This window comes from Aeromonas sp. FDAARGOS 1419, assembly GCF_019047045.1.
In the GTDB taxonomy this organism is placed as follows: Bacteria; Pseudomonadota; Gammaproteobacteria; order Enterobacterales; family Aeromonadaceae; genus Aeromonas; species Aeromonas veronii.
Genome location: NZ_CP077209.1, coordinates 4316440 through 4335000 on the forward strand (window position 1 = coordinate 4316440; position 18561 = coordinate 4335000).

Sequence of the window (18561 nt, forward strand, 5' to 3'; positions counted from 1 at the left end):
CCAGCCACTCTTTATCGGCGGGCCCTGTTGCCCCTTGCCGGTGAACCATTTCCCACGGGAGGAACCATGCGCATAGCCGAGTTTGATCGGGACGAGGTACTGCGAAATGCCATGGAAGCGTTTCGCGCCAAGGGATATGCCAAGACCACCATGCAGGAGCTGGTGGCTGCCACCGGCCTGCACCCGGGCAGCATTTACGGCGCCTTTGGCAACAAGCGCGGCCTGCTGCTGGCGGCGGTGGATCACTATGTCGAGGGTAAACGCACCCAGCGCCGCTCCCTGCTCGACAACCCGAGCCCGCTGGCGGGCCTTGCTGCCTATCTCGACCGGATTGTGGGGGAGGCGCTCTGCGGCTCCTGTCTGGTGACCCGCACCATGATGGAGCTGAGCGAGCAGGATGAGGAGCTGACCCAGCGGGTCAAGGGGATCTATGGCGAGCTGGAGCAGGATCTGGCCGAGTTGCTGACACAGGCGCAGGCCAAGGGCGAGCTGGCCCCGGATAGCAATATCCACACCCTCACTGCCCTGCTGCTGATCAACCTGCAAGGGCTGGTCACTTTCGCCCAGTGCCGCCCCGATCGCCCCCTGCTCGACGACGTAGTTGCCCAGCTGATGCGGGCCCTGCGGGCGTAACGCGATACCGCAGAAACAACAGTGGCTCCCTCGGGAGCCACTGTTGTTTCTGGTCTCAGCCCTTCCTCGGCTTTTCCATCAATCTCTGATGCCAGACGCCGCGGCCTCACCTCGGCCCCACCAGCTCCTTCATCAAATCTTTCAGCCATACCAGCGCCGGTTGCTGCGCGTGCACGGGATGCCAGACGCAGTTTAGGTGGTAGTCGGGCACGTCTTCGGGCAGCGGCAGGCTTTTCAGCGGCCAGTGGGTGGCGAGCAGCTCGGCCACCATGCTGGGCAGCACCAGCAGGTGATCGCTCTGGCTGACGATGGCGGCTGCGGACATATAGCTCTGGCTGTTGACCGAGATGGTGCGGCTAAAGCCCTGACTCTTCAGATAGCGGTCGAGGCTCGCCTCCGAGGTACCCAGCGGCGAGTGGAACACATGGGGCATGGCGATAAGCTGCTGCAAGGTGATGCGTTCCTGCCATTGGGAGGGGGCATCCTCGGCCCCGGCGGGGGCCGATTTGGCAATCGGCAGATCGGCGCGCACCAGCCCGGCCAGCGGCTCGGTGAGCCAGGTCTCTTTGCCAAGATACCCCGGCACCTGCATGTACTCGTCAAAGCCCAGCACCAGATCGATCTCGCCGCTCGCCAGCTCGGCTTCGGGCAGGGTGTCGCGCAGGATGCGGATCTCGATGGTGACCCCCGGCGCCAGCCGTCTGAGCCGCTGAATAAGCGGCGGGATCAGCACGCACTCCACGTAATCTGTGGTGCAGAGCACGAAGCGCCGCTTCGACTGGCTCGGCTCGAACTCTTCTTCCTCGGTGAGCTGCTGCTCCAGCAGCCGCAGCGCCTGCTGCACCCCGAGGTGCAGCCGCTGGGCGCGCGGGGTAGGCAGCATCCCCTGCGGGGTGCGCACCAGCAGCGGGTCGCCGAGAAAGGTGCGCAGCCGGTTAAGGGAGTGGCTCATGGCGGGCTGGCTGATAAAGAGCGCCTCAGCGGCGCGGGTGACGCTCCCTTGCGTCATCAGGGCGTCAAAAGCGAGCAGCAGATTGAGGTCGAGCTGGTGCAGTTTCATGGGGGGATTATTCGCCGTGTTTATGGGACAATCCATCCTATTCATTTGATGGATGGGGGCGCAACGTCTTAATCTGCGACCCACTCTTATTTTTCCGGGTTCCCGCGCCGCATCGGGCGTAAACGGGGGCCTCAATCCATGCAAGGAGCCTTGCGATGAGCATCAAGACCATTAACTCCACGCCGGCCGCCGACGGCTTCACCATGCCCGCCGAGTGGGCGCACCAGCAGGCCGTCTGGATGATCTGGCCATTTCGCCCGGACAACTGGCGCGTAGCCGGTCGCTTCGCGCAAGAGACCTTCGCCAAGGTGGCCGATGCCATCGGTGGCGCGACTCCGGTCTTTATGGGGGTGCCGGCCCGGTTTATGGAGCAGGCCCGCGCCATCATGCCCGCTCACGTCACTCTGGTCGAAATGGACAGCGATGATTGCTGGGCCCGCGATACCGGCCCCACCATCGTTACCAACGCTGCCGGCGAGTGCCGTGGGGTGGATTGGGGCTTCAACGCCTGGGGCGGCCACAAGGGCGGTCTCTACTACCCGTGGAATCAGGATGAGGAAGTGGCAGCCCAGATGCTGACCCAACACGAGATGGCTCGCTACGATGCGCCGCTGATCCTGGAAGGGGGCTCCATCCACGTCGATGGTGAAGGCACCTGCCTGACCACCGCCGAGTGCCTGCTCAACGAAAACCGCAACCCGCACCTGACCAAAGAGCAGATCGAAGCTTACCTGCGCGACTATCTGGGCGTTACCAGCTTTATCTGGCTGGACGAAGGCGTCTACATGGACGAAACCGACGGCCACATCGACAACATGTGCTGCTTCGTGCGTCCGGGTGAAGTGGCCCTGCACTGGACTGACGACCAGAACGATCCCCAGTACGCCCGCTCCGTGGCCGCCCTCAAGGTGCTGGAAGCGGCGGTCGATGCCAAGGGTCGCAAGCTGAAAGTGTGGAAGCTGCCCCAGCCGGGCCCGCTGTTCTGTACCGAAGAGGAGTCTGCCGGTGTCGAGAGCGGTACCGGTGTGCCGCGCGAGGCAGAAGGCCGTCTGGCCGGCTCCTACGTGAACTTCCTCATCACCAACGATCGCATCGTCTATCCGCTGCTGGATGCCGCCACCGATGGCGAAGCCCAGCGCATTCTGGAAGAGATCTTCCCGGAGCACACCGTGGTCGGCGTGCCGGCCCGCGAGATCCTGCTGGGCGGTGGCAATATTCACTGCATTACCCAGCAGATTCCTTCAGGTCAGTAAGCTGGTCGAAGAGTGTAGAAATTCAAAACCCCACTCAGTGGGGTTTTATCTCTTGATGGTGTGATGGTCGCAGGCGCTGATGCGGCGATCATCATGACAAACAGTCACCCTTTTACAGGAGATCCCCATGATCGAAGTGACCGAGGTTTCCATTGCCGAGCTGCGTGCCGCGCTCGAATCAGGCCGCACCACAGCGGTCGAACTGGTCAAGGCCTATCTGGCCCGGATCGAGGCTTACAACGGCCCCGAGACTGCCACCAAACTCAATGCCGTGGTGGTCGCCAATCCCGATGCGCTGAAAGAGGCCGAAGCTTCCGATGCCCGCCGCGCCCGTGGCGAGACTCTGGGGCCGCTCGACGGCATCCCCTACACCGCCAAAGACAGCTATCTGGTCAAGGGGCTGACCGCCGCCTCCGGCAGCCCGGCCTTCAAGGATCTGGTGGCCCAGCGCGATGCCTTTACCGTTGAGCGCCTGCGCGCCGCCGGTGCCATCTGCCTTGGCAAAACCAATATGCCGCCGATGGCCAATGGCGGCATGCAGCGCGGCGTCTATGGCCGTGCCGAGAGCCCCTACAACGCCGACTACCTGACCGCGCCCTTTGCCTCCGGCTCCTCCAACGGCGCCGGTACAGCCACCGCCGCCAGCTTCTCCGCCTTTGGTCTGGCCGAAGAGACCTGGTCGAGCGGCCGTGGCCCGGCCTCCAACAACGGTCTGTGCGCCTACACCCCGTCCCGTGGCGTCATCTCGGTGCGCGGCAACTGGCCGCTGACCCCGACCATGGATGTGGTGGTGCCCTATGCCCGCACCATGAACGATCTGCTGGAAGTGCTCGACGTAGTGGTCGCCGACGATGCCGACACCCGTGGCGATCTGTGGCGCATGCAGCCCTGGGTGCAGCTGCCCAAGGCCTCTGAAGTGCGTCCGGCTTCCTATCTGGATCTGGCTGCCAAGCCCGATGCCCTCAAGGGCAAGCGCCTCGGCGTGCCGCGCATGTTTATCAACAAGGATGAACTGGCCGGCACCAGCGAAAACCCCGGTATCGGCGGCCCGACCGGTCAGCGCATCCATACCCGCGAGACCGTAATTGCCCTCTGGGAAGATGCGCGCAAGGCGCTGGAAGCCGCTGGCGCCGAAGTCATCGAAGTGGACTTCCCGCTGGTATCCAACTGCGAAGGGGACCGACCCGGCGCGCCGACCGTGTTCAACCGCGGCATCGTGAGCCCGGAGTTTCTCAACGACGAGCTGTGGGAGCTCTCCGGCTGGGCGTTCGACGACTTCCTGCGCGCCAACGGCGATCCCAAGTTGAACAAGCTGGCCGATGTCGATGGGCCGAAGATCTTCCCCCACGACCCGGGCACCCTGCCGAACCGCGAGGGCGATCTGGCGGCGGGCATGGACGAGTACGTCAATATGGCCAAGCGCGGCCTGAAATCCTGGGACGAGATCCCCACAGTGCCGGACGGTCTGCGCGGTCTGGAGAAGACCCGCAAGCTGGATCTGGAAGACTGGATGGACGGGCTCAAGCTCGACGCCGTGCTGTTCCCGACCGTCGCCGACGTCGCCCCGGCTGATGCTGATGTGAATCCGGCCTCCGCCGATATCGCCTGGAGTAACGGCATCTGGGTCGCCAACGGCAACCTCGCCATTCGCCACCTCGGCGTGCCGACCGTCACCGTCCCCATGGGCATCATGGCCGATATCGGTATGCCGGTGGGTCTGACCTTCGCCGGTCGCGCCTATGACGACAACAACCTGCTGCGCTTCGCCTCGGCCTTCGAGTCAACCGGCAGCAAGCGTATGGTGCCGCCACGGACACCGCCGTTGGGGTGATTGCTGTTTCTAGTGTTCTTTCTGAGAAAAAAACTACCCGCTATATGGCGGGTAGTTTTTTTCTACGGAGATTACCAATATTATCCCTTCTAGGTAACTCCATTTTATAACTTTGGAATTTAATTTTTTGTTATTTTGGTATGTCTTTTTTAGCTATATTCGCTGGGATGAAAATGACATGGAAGTTATACTTCCAAAGTTTTTCATGTCTGCTTTATTATGAGGCGCTTTCTCTAGAAGTATACTGTATCCATTATCAAAAACAGGAGGAGGGTAAATATTCTCAGAGCTTATTAGTAAGCCAGACCCAAGCCATTCCTTTATTTTGCCAACATTCATTTCTATTGCTAGGCAGACATTTTTGGCCAAGTCAACATCTTGAATGTTTTGATTGATTCTAGGTTTAATTAGTATGGCGTGCTGTGCATGCGGTCTTAGAAAAATAGATGGTGCAGCAACTCTTAAATCAACTAATTCGGTAGTTTTTCCTACGTAATATCCATCGGTGATAGGGGATTTTATATCGGCATCAGAAAAAACCATTAGTATATAAGCAGATGATGCATCGTCATCACGAGCATATACATATTCGTATGTTCTATCATGCGTACTGGTTTTATATTTATGGATGCTAAACCAAAGCGCAATCCATAAGTTGTCAACTAAGTCCAGCCATCTTGTTTTTATTCCGTAATGTTGTAGTAATGGTTCTCGGACATTGACATTGATATTTGAAATGCATGGCATTTTACTAGCGCAGGTATTGATATAAGTTGATATCTTCTGGTTTCTTGTCGCTACAGATGAATTGCTTGTACCATATCTATATATACTTGGTAGTAACTTTCTATATAATTCACACTGCCCTCGAAAGTAAACCTCACCATAGGATTTATTTAAGAATTTCACGTACCCTACAACTTGGTTTAATGCATGTATTGATTCTACCCTAATAATAGGGCAACTATGACCACAGTCAAAAGAGAAAGAACCTTGATGTATTGCATCGGGATGAACCCATGAACTCGAGATTATCTTCAAAATGCCTCCTTAAATTGACATGAGAATATCTAAACTCCTTTTCAGTGTATTCAATTTACGGACACTTATGAAGCTCAATCCTTGAATGCTACAGGGCCGTAGGTTCGAATAGCGCAGCGTATTCGGACGTTCGCGAACAGGAGGTCGTTGCCGATTTTTCCGGACTATCCCCTGACTTCCCCCAGACTTCACCTTCTCTTCACACAACCTCATTTTCCCCTCACAAATCCCCCGTATCTTCTGCCCACTGCTTAAAAGGCCCGGCTTGCCACAGGGGTGGCGAGGGGGCGGTTGGTTCGAGGGAGCAAGATGATGAAAGGCTGGATGAAGTGTGGATTGGCCGGGGCCGTGGTGCTGATGGCGAGTTTCTGGGGTGGCAGCGTGCGGGCGGCGGGGATCTCCCTCAAGCAGGTGAGCGGCCCTGTCTATGTGGTGGAGGACAACTACTACGTCAAAGAGAACTCCATGGTCTATTTCGGGGCCAAGGGAGTGACGGTGGTGGGGGCGACCTGGACGCCGGATACCGCCCGCGAGCTGCACAAGCTGATCAAACGGGTCAGCAGCAAGCCGGTGCTGGAGGTGATCAACACCAACTACCACACCGATCGGGCGGGCGGTAACGCCTACTGGAAGTCCATCGGGGCCAAGGTGGTGGCGACGCGCCAGACCCGGGATCTGATGAAGAGCGACTGGGCCGAGATTGTCGCCTTTACCCGCAAGGGGCTGCCGGAGTACCCGGATCTGCCGCTGGTGCTGCCGAACGTGGTGCACGATGGCGACTTCAAGCTGCAAGAGGGCAAGGTGCGCGCCTTCTACGCGGGCCCGGCCCATACGCCGGACGGCATCTTTGTCTACTTCCCCGACGAGCAGGTGCTCTATGGCAACTGCATCCTCAAGGAGAAGCTGGGCAACCTGAGCTTTGCCAATGTGAAGGAGTATCCGCAGACCATCGAGCGGCTTAAAGCGATGAAGTTGCCGATCAAGACGGTGATCGGCGGTCACGACTCGCCGCTGCACGGCCCCGAGCTGATTGATCACTACGAGGAGCTGATCAAGGCGGCGCCGCAGTCATAACGGCTGCGCGACAGACTGGCAGCAAGCCGTGCCATCGCTGCAATCAGCAGCCATAACGGCACACCACAAAACGCCCGCTTTCAGGAAATAAGCGGGCCTTTTGCGTTTGCGGTTTTTTTGGTGGCTGTGAGTGCGTGGCATTAACGCTGTTCAAGGGGGGTGGGCTTTCATAAGATGGCCTTCTCTCTTTTCCCTGAAAGTTATCCATTTTCGTTATGCAATACGCCTCTCTCGCCCGCCTCAAGCAGGCCTTTATCACCGGGATGTGGGGCTCGCTGGTCAGCATCGTTATTGGCTTCGCCTTCAAGGTGTGGCTGGCGCAGTGGGTCGCCAAGGGGGAGCTGGCGCTGTTCAACAGCGTGGTCGATTTGATCTCCCTCTCCTTTATCCTGATGACAGGTTTTCGCTCTTCCATGGTGGTGAGTTACTCCCAGACCAAAAACGATCGGGACATCATCAATATCTTTCGCTACTTCCTCATAGGCATCGTGCTGCTCACCTGGGGGGCGGTGATCCCCTATATCAAGCACGGGCTCCATATCCGGGTGGAGTATCTGCAACTGGTGGGGGTTATCTTCGGGCTGGGGCTCAAGGTCTACTTCACCAATCTGGTGGCCATGTACCGGATGTATGCGCTCTCCAACCGGGTCACCTGGTTGGAGCCACTGGCCAACGGCCTGCTGTTTATGGCCTGCTACTTCGGGCTCGGGATGGATGCGCTCCCTTCACTCTTCTACGGGCTGACCTTCTCGTCGCTCGCCATCGCCGGTTATATGTATGTTTCGCGTCGTCGGGCCATCGCCACCAAGCCGCTGGCCAAGGTGGCGCTCGGCCCCGAGATGGTGAGCTATGTGAAGAAGAGCTTTACCGCCTCGCTGGAGGCGGGGGCCAGCATCCTGATGATCTATATCACTGTGCTGCTCACCATCCGCCATTTCAGCATCGACGAGCTGGGGGATTTTCAGGTGGTGGTGCGCCCCATCTTCACCTATATGACCACCTTGTTCGTCTTCCCCATCTACCGCTTTGTGCTGCCTGAGCTGGCGGTCAATCTGCGCAATGGCGATCACCGCCAGATCAGGATGATCCGGCGCTGGATCTTCCGTCTCTCCGCCATCGTCAGTCTGGCCTTCTTTGGCTTGATGCTGCTGGCGGGCAAACCGCTGGTGCTGTTGTTCTTCCCCGCCGACTACGTGGGGGCGGTGCCGGTGCTGTTCCACTTCTCCATCTTCTTCATCTTTATGATGCTCAACGGCTATCAGCTCGCCTATATCAAGGCCCACGGTTACTTTACCCAGAGCCTGCTGATCCGGCTGGCGGGCATAGTGGCGCTGGTCGCCGCCTACTATCTGGTGGCCGAGTTCACCGCCAACGTGGTGGCGATTATCGTGGCGCTGGGCCTCGGCTATATGGTGATGTTTATTCTCTCGACCCTGGCGGAGCGGCAGATCTTGCGATCCCTGCCACTGGTGCTGGCGACTCGTTAGGGTGTGACTCGCCAAGAGAAGGCACCTGTCAGATAAGAAAAAACGCCCGTGCGGGCGTTTTTTTATTGGCGGCGCAGGGCAGGCTTAACGCTTGCCTTTGCCACCCTTGTTGCCTGCGAGGGCCTGCTTTCTGGCGCGCTGCTTTTGGGCCGCCTTGCTGTTGCGGCGCGGCTCGGGCTCAAAGCGAGTCAGATCCGGCTCAAAGCCGGGGAACCACTGCTGGGGCAAACGGGTGTCGAGCACCGCTTCCACCTTCTCCAGCAGGGGCGCATCTTCCGGGCTGAACAGGGTGATGGCGAGCCCTTTGTTGCCGGCGCGACCGGTGCGACCGATGCGGTGGACGTAATCCTCTGCCACAAACGGGAATTCGAGGTTAATCACGTAGTTGAGATCCGTGATATCGAGGCCGCGGGCTGCCACGTCGGTGGCAACCAGCGCCTGCAGGGTACCGGCGCGAAACTCCAGCAGCACCTTCTCCCGCGCGCTTTGCGACAGGTCGCCGTGGAAGGCGAGCGCATTGATGCCCGCCTTGCCAAGCTGCTGGGCCAGTTTGTCGGCCCCCTGACGGGTGCGGCTGAAGATAAGCGCCGGTGCCCACCCCTTCACTTTCAGCATATGTTCGACCAGCGCCAGCTTGCGATCGCTATCCACGGTATAGACCCGCTGCTCCACCTCGGCCGCCGTGGTGTTGCGCGGCGCCACTTCAATCAATTCGGGGTCACGCAGCAGCACTTTGCTCAAGGCAAACAGATTGTCATCGCAGGTGGCGGAGAAGAGCAGGGTCTGGCGATCCGCCGGGATCTGTTTGAGCAGCGCCTTGATCTCGTCCATAAAGCCCATGTCGAGCATGCGGTCCGCCTCGTCAAACACCAGATGGCGGAGGTGTTCAAGGCTCAATGCCCCCTGACGCAGATGGTCGAGCAGACGGCCCGGGGTGGCGATCAGCAGATCCACGCCGTTTTTCAGCGCATCTACCTGAGCCGCGATGCTCACCCCGCCGTAGACCAGCGTGCTGGTGAGACCGGTGTCTTGCCCATAGCGCGCCACACTCTCGGCGACCTGCACCGCCAGCTCGCGGGTCGGCACCAGCACCAGCGCGCGGATCGGGCGGGGCTCTGCCTGTGGCTGCTGTAGCAGCTGTTCCAGCAGCGGCAGCACAAAGGCGGCGGTCTTGCCGGTGCCGGTCTGGGCGCCCGCCATCAGATCGCGCCCCGCCAGAATGACGGGGATGGCGCTGGCCTGCACCGGGGTCGGCGCGGCATAGCCCAGTTCGGTCAGGGTCTGTTGCAAGCGGGGGGAGAGGGCCAGTTCGGCAAAAGAGGTCGTGGACATAGAAGGCACCAGTCGGGGTTATCGCGGCCTGCGGCCACGATGCAATGAGTGATCGTGGCCGCGATGGTAACAGAAGCAGGGGGAGCGGCAGAAGGCGGCTATGCCCCCGCGTCGTCCGGCAACGGGCGGATCAGCCGGATCTTTTTGCCCTCGTAGCAGGCGATGTTGTGCTTGCCGTGCTGTTTGACGTGGTAGAGCAGCTCGTCGGCCAGATGCACTGCCTCGGTGACGGTGAGATAGTCACGAATGCGGATCACCCCAGCGGAGAAGGTGATGGGGGTGGGCAGCTCGGGGATCCCCAATGGGCGATCCAGCAGGCGGCCAGCGGAGTGGATCATTATCTCGTCATCCTCCATCCCCTTGAACAGCACAATAAACTCCTCGCCGCCCCAACGGATGGCGCTGTCCACCTTGCGGATATTGCTTCTGAGATGGCGGGCAAAGGCGACCAGTGCCAGATCCCCGACGCCATGGCCATAGGTGTCGTTGATCGACTTGAAGTTGTCGATATCCAGGATCATCAGGTAGTCGTGCTCATGGAGCAGGCTCTGGCAGAGCACATCCCTGCGTGGCAGCCGGGTCAGGTGGTCGGTGTGCGCCAGGGTGCGCAGCCGCAAGTAGATCTGCTTCCAGGCCACCATGCCCAGCAACAGCACGATGAGATAGACCTTGAATGCTGCGCCATGCAGGGCCAGCTTGACGAAATCGAACCAGCTGTAGGACCACTTCAGATAGAGATCATCCCCCGCCTTGGTGCGCATAAAGGGTTTGCTCAGGCAGAGATGCCTCGGGCTGCAGGGCTCGGCGGCTTCAAACGATATGTTGGTGCGGGTCGGGTTGATGGTATCGAAGGGGCGCAACACATCGTTAAATGCTTCATCGACGGCGATATCGATACCGAGCAGCCCGTATTTGTAACCGCCGCGCCCCGACTGATGAATGAAGGGGAAGTACATCACTATGGTGTTGCGCATGCTGAAGCTGTCGATCTCGATATCGGAGACAAAGGCTTCATCGGCGCTGCACAAGGGGCGGCCGGGCGCAAAGCTGGCGCAACCGAAGTAGTGATACCAGGCGGGCAGTGTCATCAGGTCCACCTTGATCGGCGCCAGTCTGGCGGGCAGCACATTGTTGTCGGCCACCATGCCGATCAGCCGGTAGTCATTCCAGATGGTGTAGATGTTGATCACCTCCGGATAGGAGAGGGCATAGCGGAAGGTGTTGAGGATATTGGCTGCCGGGTATTGCAGCGGAATATCGGCAAAGCGGTATTTGCTTTTGAGGTCATACCCGTAGAGATAGTCGCTGCCGACGCTATTCGGGGGCGGTGGCTGATCGAGTAGATGGTGTTGTGCCAGATAGCTGGTGATGTTCTCCACCTTGAGGATCTTGGCCCGTTGGTAGAAGACCTCGAACACGTTCTTCTGTCTGGCGGTGATGAGATCCATGTCGTGCTGGATAGTGAGATAGGTGTAGTAGAAGACAGTGCCCAACCCGGTCAGGGCGAGCAGGGCCAATCCGGCCACTTTGACGATGAACTGGCGAGCAAACGCCGGTGGCCAGCGCAAGGCTGGGGGGTTACCTGAAAATAAGGTCATAGGTGTCTGGTTAGAGTACCGATAGGGGCGCGGGCGCCATACGGGCAAAGTATACGCGAATGAAATCCCGACAGGATCCACCGACAAACCTTGCCTGAAGCTGAAGACCTCACCACTTATTTATCCCTACTCCACGATCAGCACGCTCTCGCTGGCCAGATGGTGCAGCCACTCCCTGACGATCAGCAGCACGGCGGCAAAGTGCTCGTCGCGGGGCAGCAAGCTGGCGGCCAGGGGATCCCCTTCCGCCATGGCGGCCAGCTGGCCAAAGGCTTGCTCCACCAGATCCCGGTCGAGCTGGTTGTCCCCCAGCGCTTCGGCCAGTGAGGGTTGGCTGCGCAGGGTCAGCTGCAAGCCGGGCGGGATCTGCGGGGCGATGCGCATCAGCTCATCTTCCACCACCATGATGGCCCGCTCCAGTTCGAGCGGGGTGGGCGGCGCGTGGCGAAACGGTCCGGGCTGGATGGCGTGGGTGCCAAAGGCCAGCGGGTAGTGTGACGGGGCCGTATCTGGCTGGCTCAGCCAGAGCTGACTGCTCTGTTCACCAATCTCCAGCAGCAGGGTCATCATCTCCGGTACGGGTTGTGTCATGGTGCTGAGCTCCTGTATTGTAAACGTTTTCCCATTCTGCCTTTGATACCCCCGCTGTCGCCGTTTGGCGAGCACAATTTCTGCGAGTCGTCCCTCACTTTGTTGCAAACCCCTTGCAAAAAAATCCATTGGTGGCAGTCTGGATGTCTAAATGGCTTTCGCCGTTTCGTTATCCTCAGATGATTCAGGAGTTCAGATATGGATATTCGCACCGCTCCCCGTGCCATCGCGCTCGCTCTCATGCTGGCAAGCGGCATCGCCGCCGCCAACGAAGCGCTGGTGATCCAGACCGATTTCGGCCTCAAAGATGGCGCCGTGTCGGCCATGAAGGGGGTTGCCTTCGGGGTGGACCGCACCCTGCCGCTCTATGACCTGACCCACGAGATCCCGGCTTACAATATTTGGGAAGCCTCCTACCGCCTCTACCAGACCCTGCAGTATTGGCCCAAGGGCACTGTGTTCGTCAGCGTGGTGGATCCCGGTGTCGGCACCGAGCGCAAGTCAGTAGTGCTCAAGACCAGGAGCGGCCACTACATCGTGACCCCGGACAACGGCACCCTGACCCTGGTGGCCGAGCACTTCGGCATCGAGGCGGTGCGCCAGATCGATGAGAAGCTCAACCGCCTCAAGGGCTCCGAGAAGTCCTACACCTTCCACGGCCGCGATGTGTACGCCTATACCGGCGCACGGCTCGCCTCCGGTGCCATCAGCTATGAGCAGGTTGGCCCGCTGCTGCCCGCCGAAGTGGTTAAGATCCCCTATCAGCCTGCGGTCGCCGAGAAAGATGGCACCCTCAAGGGCACCATCCCGATCCTCGATGTGCAGTACGGCAACGTCTGGACCAATATCGACGATGCCCTGCTGACCAAGGCGGGGATCAACAAGGGGGATAACGCCTGCATCAAGATCCGCGAAGGGGATGTGGTCAAATATGACGGCAAGGCGCCGTACGTCAGCAGTTTCGGTGACGTGCCGGAAGGTCAGCCGCTGGTCTACCTCAACAGCCTGCTGCAGGTGTCGGTGGCGCTGAACATGGACAGCTTCGCCGCCAAGCATCAGGTGCAATCCGGTGCCAACTGGCATATCAGCCTGAAGAAGTGCTCCTGAAGATTGTCGGGCTTTCGACAAGCGGGTTTGAAGCAAGAGAGGGCAGCCAAAGAGGCTGCCCTCTCTCATTGGGTGGTAAGGCGTGCTGATAAGAAGTTGTTGTCAAAAAGCATATTAATTGAATGCAATTGATAATGATTGGTATTTGGTTGGATAATCGCGCACTTGTCTGACCACCCAACCATATCGAATGAAAACCAGCCTCTTACTGCTCAGCCTGCTGGCTCTGACCGCATGCAATGACAATCACAGCAATACGTCAGTGACCCCCTCACCCGAGGTGACCCCGCCGGTCGTCAAGCCGACCGAACCGCCTATCACGCCACCAACAGTGCCGCCGGAAACTCATACCCGGGTTCCTCTGACCATTGAGGTCAATGTGGCCGATCGGCTGGGGGCGGGAGCACAGCTTGAGGTGAGACAGGTCGCCACCGGGATTCGTGTGAGGCATGACATCGAACCGGGCCAGCTTGCCCGCATCACCTTGCCTGAAGGGCTGCAACTGGATCAGCCGCTGGAGCTGCTTGGCAGCGACGAGGGCTATCTGCTGCGAGCGGTATCGGTGCGGGTGGCGGATCTCTCGGCCGGGATCACGCTGGCGCGCCGCAACAGCTTGCCGCGGCTGGGGTTGAACGAGGAGGAGACGGCGCTCTTCCTGCTGGCGGATCAGAGCGGGGATGGCTCCCTCAGTCAGGCCGAGTGGGGTAGAGCAGAGGAGATCCGCGTGCAACAACAGGCGGCTCTTCAGGATTATGCAGCCTTCCTGCTGGCCCAGCGCCAGCCGGGTGCCGTGCTCGACTATGCCGACAGTTGGCAGATGCTGTTGGCCCTGCGCGATGACAAGCAGGCGCGCAGCTGGTATCAGCGCAGCAACAGTGCCCAGATCCAGTCCGCCCGTACCCAGCTCTATCCCGCCAATCCAAGTCAGCCGGACGAGCCGGAGACGGCAGATCTGCTGCGTCTCGATGAGCAGGGGCTGCTGGTGGTGCGTGGCCCCTGGCAGTGCCTGCACGATGTGCGCACGGTCAGCGGGGTCAAGGGTAGCCAGTACTGGCTGTATGGCAGTGACACCAGTGCGTTGGCGGTTGCCAGCCAGCCACAACTGGCTGCGGGGCTGACCGCTTGCGGCCGCAGCGACTGGCGCCTGCCGACCCTCACCGAGTTCGAACGGCTGCTGAGCAGTGACAAGTCGGCATGGCGCTATCCCAATACCTTTGCTGTTGGCCTGCCCGCCCAGATCTGGCTGCAGGATGGTGCGGGTCAACCCCGTCTCTATCAACTGGCGACCCGAACCTGGCTGGATGAGGGGGAGGGCAGTCTGCTCTGGTATGCGCTGGCACCCTATCCGGTGCGCCCCTCCGTGGTGCGAGACAGCAGTACGCCGGACATGGCGGCTCTGCGCGCCCAATACAGCGGTTCATCGGCCCAATGGCCTGCCGCCCGGGTGGATGAAGGGGTTGAATGGCAGGAGCTGGGGGCGCTGCCGGCGGTGCGCTTTCCGGCCGACAACCCCTATAGCCGGGCCAAGGTGGTGTTGGGTCAGCAGCTCTTTTTCGACAAGCAGCTCTCCAAGGGACGGGACATCAGCTGTGCCAGTTGCCACGATCCGCAAAAGGGGTGGAGCGACGGCCTGAGCGTATCGGTCGGTCATCTGGGCCAGAAGGGCAATCGCAACGCTCCTTCCATCCTCAACAGCGCCTTCAGCTCGACCCAGTTCTGGGACGGGCGGGTCGCCACGCTGGAGGAGCAATCGCTTCACCCGATCCAGAACCCCATCGAAATGGCGCTGAGCCATGATGAGCTGCTGACCCGCTTGCAGGCCAGCCCCGACTATCAGGCAGCCTTTGCCACCGCCTTTGGCGAGCAGGGGATCACGCTGGAGCGGATCGCCAAGGCGATCGCCACCTTCGAGCGCACCATCATCAGCCGCGACAGCGATTTTGAGCGCTTCGTCAAAGGGGATAGTCAGGCGCTCAGTGACAAGGCGCTGTGGGGGATGCACCTCTACCGCACCGATGGCCGCTGCATGAACTGCCATTCCGGCCCGCTGCTGAGTCAGCACGGGTTCGAGAGTGTGGGGCTCACCTATTACGGTCGTGGCAAGCTGGAAGATCGCGGGCGCTTCCTGCAGACCCGCAACAAGGCGGACATCGGTCGCTTCAAGACCCCCAGCTTGCGGGACGTCGCCTTTACCGGCCCCTATATGCACAACGGCATCTTCCCGATCCTGGCCCAGCGTATCGGCGGCTCGGTGCAGGGGGTGGTGGCCATGTACAACTTTGGCGTGACCAAGTGGAGCAGCGGGGTCGGCTTCCCGACCGGTGCGGATCAATATGATCCCTTCTTCCCCAAAGCCTCCGATCACCTGCATGCCCTTGGCCTCAGCAATGACGAGCTGGATGCCATCGGCGAGTTTTTGCGCAGTGCCTCGGCCGAGCCGCGCCGCACCCCAGCCACTGTTGCCGAGCTGGGGGTGAGTGAGGCGGATGACCCGGCTCCGGTGGGCGCGGTGATCACCGGCTTGGCGGTGTTGCCTGCCCAGCCTCAGTTGGAAGTGGGGCGGACGCTTCCTCTGCAACTGCAGTGGCAACTGAGCGATGGCTCTCTCGGCCCGCTCGATGGGCCTGTTGAGTGGCGCAGCGAACAGCCGGAGTTCGCCACCGTGAGTCCGCAGGGCGAGTTACGCGGTGTGGCGGTCGGTACGGCACGACTGGTGGCGACCACGGCTCGTCACACGTTGACCGTGACGGTGCAGGTGGTGGATGCCCAGCCCGATTTTGCCCGGGGCTGTCGTCAACCCGAGCTGGTGGCGGGCAAGCTTGCCTTTGTCTGCCAGCTGACCAGGGACGAGGCGGAGCGTCTGTCTATCTCCTATGACGGTGTGAGCAGTGACAGCGATGGTGACTACAATCCCTTCCCGCTGGAGTATGTGACCATGGGTCAGGCGCGGGCGCGGGATTACTGCCAGCAGCTGGTGGCACACGGTCATGATGACTGGCGTCTGCCGACCCCGGCCGAGCTGGAGGTGCTGTTTGCCGCCTACAACAAGGATGGCGCGACGGATCAGTTGCTTCAGCAGCAGGGGTGGCCGCTCTACAACCGCTACTGGAGCAGCGATGCAACTGCCAATGACGATGGTGAGCTGCCGTTGCTCGATCTGAGTACTGGTGATCCGCTGTGGGATCTGGTGGATGAGGCTCATGCCGCCACGTGCGTCAGGGCCATCTAGCCTTCATATAGAGTCAGATGAAAAACGGGCGCCTCGGCGCCCGTTTTGTTCTCTGGTAATAAAGAAAGGGATCAGAACTCGTTGGAGAGCGCCTTGTACCCTTTGACCAGATCGATATTGGTGTGGGCCACGTCCTCGGAGAACTCGGCTGCATCGACCGAAACCCGCGGAATATGGGTCAGATCGCTCTGCTGGTTGATGCGGGTGGTGGAGGGGACGTAGAACTCCGGCGGCAGATCGCAGCCATCGATCACCGAGTTGTGACGCACCACGGCACCATCGCCGATATGACAGTTGAACAGTACGCTGTTGAAGCCGATAAAGACCCGGTTTCCCACTTCGCACGGTCCGTGGACGATGGAGCGGTGAGCGATGGAGGTGTACTCGCCGATGGTGACGGCGGCGCCGGATTTGGAGTGGATCACCACCCCGTCCTGGATATTGGAGTTGGCGCCGATGACGATGGGTTCCATATCTCCACTCTCATCCACCTCGTCGGCACGGATCACTGCATAGGGGCCGACAAAGACATTCTCTTTGATGATCACCTTGCCGCAGATGATGGCGGTCTTGTCGATATAGGCAGATTCGTCGATGACAGGCAGATGGCCGGAGGGATTCTTGCGGATCATGTTACATCCTGTGGTTGCTTGAAATGATGCGGTGGCGCACCCGGCGCCAGGATGCCAGCTTACGCCTCGTTATTATCCGGTGGAACCCCGAAGTGGTCTGACCCTTGTCGCAAGCAGCGCCGCGATCACTGTTTCCGCTCGCCGGAATATGGGAGCATGGCTGCCATCCCGAGTTGGTTGAAATGGACATATATAGATGAAGAAGATGATTGCCCTGTTGGCGGGTGGTTTGTTGCTCTCCTCGGCCGTGCAGGCCAAAGGGGAGGCGGGGGAGTTTGACTATTACGCCATGGCGCTCTCCTGGTCGCCCGAGCACTGCGCCGTCAAACCGGCGGATCGGGACCAGTGTTCCCGCAAGCTGGGCTTTGTGCTACATGGTCTTTGGCCCCAGTACGATCGCGGTTACCCCAGCAACTGCACTCGCGAACGGCTCGATCCCGATATGGAGAGCGAGTTTGCCGACCTCTACCCCAGCCGTTTCCTCTATCGCCATGAGTGGGAGAAGCACGGTACCTGCTCCGGCTTGAGCCAGCAGGCCTTCCATCAGCTGGCGAGCGATTTGCGCCAGAAGGTGAAGATCCCGGCGGCTTATCAATCCCCGGAAGAGCCGCTGCGCAAAACCAGTTTTCAGCTCAAGGCCGATCTGGCGAGCGCCAACCAGTGGCTGGCCCCCGACAACATCACGGTAGCCTGCGCCGATGGTGGCCGCTTCCTGCGGGAGATCTACATCTGCGTCAATAAAGAGGGGACAGATGCGGTCACCTGCTCCGCCGAGATGCAAAAGCGCGAGCGCCGCTCCTGCGGTCAGCCGGATTTCCTGCTGCGCAGCGTGCGTTAAGCCTCCATTCTCTTCATCGGGCCCCTTGCGGGCCTGATGTGTAACCACGGTTATCGGAAAGGAGTCTGACAGATGGATGGCAACAACCGGTTTGGCCCGCAAGAGCGGGCAATGCTGCTTGGGGTGAAAGGGGTAGGGCCGAGCGTTATCGGGCGGCTCGAACAGCTGGGCTATCATACCCTGGCCGGATTGGCCGAGGCCGACACCACCCATATTGTCCAGCTGGTGGCCAGCATGCTGGGCTCGACCTGTTGGCAGAACAGCCCGCAGGCGCGCAGTGCCATCGACGGCGCCATTGTGCTGGCCCGCGCGCATCTGGTGGCGGACGCTGCAAAAGGGGTGAATGGATGAGCCTCTTTAGCGAACTTGGGATGCGTTATCCCATTATTCAGGCACCGATGGCCGGTGTGCAGGGAAGCGGTCTGGCGCTGGCTGTGACCGGGGTGGGTTGCTTGGGCTCCTTGCCTGCCGCCATGCTCACATCAGCGGAGCTGCGCGGCGAACTGGAGCGACTTGCCCAAAGCGGGCTTGGGCCATTTAACATCAACTTCTTCTGCCACCTGCAACGGGAACCGGATCCCGTTGCTCTGGCCAGCTGGCAGCAGCGCCTTGCTCCCTACTATGCCGAGTTCGGCATACTTCCCCCAACCGTTACGACGGCGCCAAGCCGTGCACCTTTCAATGAGGATCATGCCGCCATGGTGGCTGAGTTCAGACCGGCGGTGGTCAGCTTTCACTTCGGCTTGCCCGCGCCTGAGCTGCTTGTCCAAGTGAAGGCTGCGGGGGCCAAGGTATTTGCCAGTGCCACAACGGTTGCGGAAGCCGTATGGCTCGCTCAACACGGCGCCGATGCCA

16 protein-coding genes (1 of these 16 only partly in view) are annotated in these 18561 nt (G+C 60.2%); 10 read left to right on the forward strand and 6 right to left on the reverse strand.

Translation table 11 applies throughout. The annotated features are described in order from the left end of the window. Nucleotides 1–66 precede the first annotated feature (66 nt). On the forward strand, nt 67–633 hold the full coding sequence (locus tag I6L49_RS19825; RefSeq protein ID WP_042081487.1) for a TetR/AcrR family transcriptional regulator: 567 nt from the start codon (nt 67–69) through the stop codon (nt 631–633). A gap of 106 nt (nt 634–739) precedes the next feature. Here I6L49_RS19825 and I6L49_RS19830 read toward each other — a convergent pair whose 3' ends face one another. Beyond that, the gene (locus I6L49_RS19830; RefSeq protein ID WP_064341394.1) at nt 740–1693 is read right to left on the reverse strand and encodes a LysR family transcriptional regulator; all 954 of its coding nucleotides are present in this window, start codon (nt 1691–1693) and stop codon (nt 740–742) included. A 155-nt stretch (nt 1694–1848) separates the two neighbouring features. On the opposite strand from I6L49_RS19830, the gene aguA reads away from it, so the two are divergent. Together aguA and I6L49_RS19840 are read left to right on the forward strand one after the other, a co-directional pair. Beyond that, complete coding sequence (gene aguA / locus I6L49_RS19835; protein ID WP_216950206.1) at nt 1849–2946, forward strand: agmatine deiminase; 1098 nt, start codon at nt 1849–1851, stop codon at nt 2944–2946. A 127-nt stretch (nt 2947–3073) separates the two neighbouring features. Further along, complete coding sequence (locus I6L49_RS19840) at nt 3074–4777, forward strand: amidase (protein ID WP_216950207.1); 1704 nt, start codon at nt 3074–3076, stop codon at nt 4775–4777. 153 nt (nt 4778–4930) lie between these two features. On the opposite strand, the gene I6L49_RS19845 is transcribed toward I6L49_RS19840, so the two are convergent. Then, a complete protein-coding gene (locus tag I6L49_RS19845) occupies nt 4931–5818 on the reverse strand; it encodes an FRG domain-containing protein (protein ID WP_216950208.1) in 888 nt (295 codons plus the stop codon). A gap of 309 nt (nt 5819–6127) precedes the next feature. On the opposite strand from I6L49_RS19845, the gene I6L49_RS19850 reads away from it, so the two are divergent. Together I6L49_RS19850 and I6L49_RS19855 are read left to right on the forward strand one after the other, a co-directional pair. Continuing rightward, nucleotides 6128–6892 (forward strand): CphA family subclass B2 metallo-beta-lactamase, encoded by a 765-nt coding sequence (locus I6L49_RS19850; protein ID WP_084059561.1) that lies wholly within the window; start codon nt 6128–6130, stop codon nt 6890–6892. Between the two features lie 215 nt (nt 6893–7107). Further along, a complete protein-coding gene (locus I6L49_RS19855; RefSeq protein ID WP_216950209.1) occupies nt 7108–8379 on the forward strand; it encodes a hypothetical protein in 1272 nt (423 codons plus the stop codon). A gap of 84 nt (nt 8380–8463) precedes the next feature. Here the strand turns inward: I6L49_RS19855 and I6L49_RS19860 are convergent, their stop codons facing one another. From I6L49_RS19860 to I6L49_RS19870, 3 genes are all read right to left on the reverse strand, one after another. Beyond that, nucleotides 8464–9711, reverse strand: a complete 1248-nt coding sequence (locus I6L49_RS19860; RefSeq protein ID WP_216950210.1) for a DEAD/DEAH box helicase — start codon at nt 9709–9711, stop codon at nt 8464–8466. 98 nt (nt 9712–9809) lie between these two features. Next, nucleotides 9810–11279 (reverse strand): GGDEF domain-containing protein, encoded by a 1470-nt coding sequence (locus I6L49_RS19865; RefSeq protein WP_216951687.1) that lies wholly within the window; start codon nt 11277–11279, stop codon nt 9810–9812. A 156-nt stretch (nt 11280–11435) separates the two neighbouring features. Beyond that, on the reverse strand, nt 11436–11900 hold the full coding sequence (locus I6L49_RS19870) for a hypothetical protein (protein ID WP_216950211.1): 465 nt from the start codon (nt 11898–11900) through the stop codon (nt 11436–11438). A gap of 198 nt (nt 11901–12098) precedes the next feature. On the opposite strand from I6L49_RS19870, the gene I6L49_RS19875 reads away from it, so the two are divergent. Further along, a complete protein-coding gene (locus I6L49_RS19875; RefSeq protein ID WP_019446189.1) occupies nt 12099–13007 on the forward strand; it encodes an S-adenosyl-l-methionine hydroxide adenosyltransferase family protein in 909 nt (302 codons plus the stop codon). Nucleotides 13008–13197: 190 nt separating this feature from the next. Continuing rightward, entirely contained in the window at nt 13198–16236 is a 3039-nt protein-coding gene (locus I6L49_RS19880; protein WP_216950212.1) for a cytochrome c peroxidase, read from the forward strand. Between the two features lie 71 nt (nt 16237–16307). On the opposite strand, the gene I6L49_RS19885 is transcribed toward I6L49_RS19880, so the two are convergent. Beyond that, entirely contained in the window at nt 16308–16868 is a 561-nt protein-coding gene (locus I6L49_RS19885) for a carbonate dehydratase (protein ID WP_005335471.1), read from the reverse strand. A gap of 196 nt (nt 16869–17064) precedes the next feature. Between I6L49_RS19885 and I6L49_RS19890 the strand changes: the two genes are divergently transcribed. From I6L49_RS19890 to I6L49_RS19900, 3 genes are all read left to right on the forward strand, one after another. Beyond that, nucleotides 17065–17706, forward strand: a complete 642-nt coding sequence (locus I6L49_RS19890; RefSeq protein ID WP_040068400.1) for a ribonuclease — start codon at nt 17065–17067, stop codon at nt 17704–17706. Between the two features lie 72 nt (nt 17707–17778). Further along, nucleotides 17779–18057, forward strand: coding sequence for a helix-hairpin-helix domain-containing protein (locus I6L49_RS19895; protein ID WP_216950213.1), 279 nt, complete (start codon nt 17779–17781; stop codon nt 18055–18057). Then, nucleotides 18054–18561, forward strand: partial view of a nitronate monooxygenase family protein gene (locus I6L49_RS19900; protein ID WP_216950214.1) — the start only. Its footprint extends 539 nt past the window's final position; 508 of the gene's 1047 nt are visible here — the first part of the coding sequence; the start codon lies at nt 18054–18056; its stop codon lies off the right edge, out of view. Before I6L49_RS19895 ends, I6L49_RS19900 begins: the two co-directional genes overlap by 4 nt.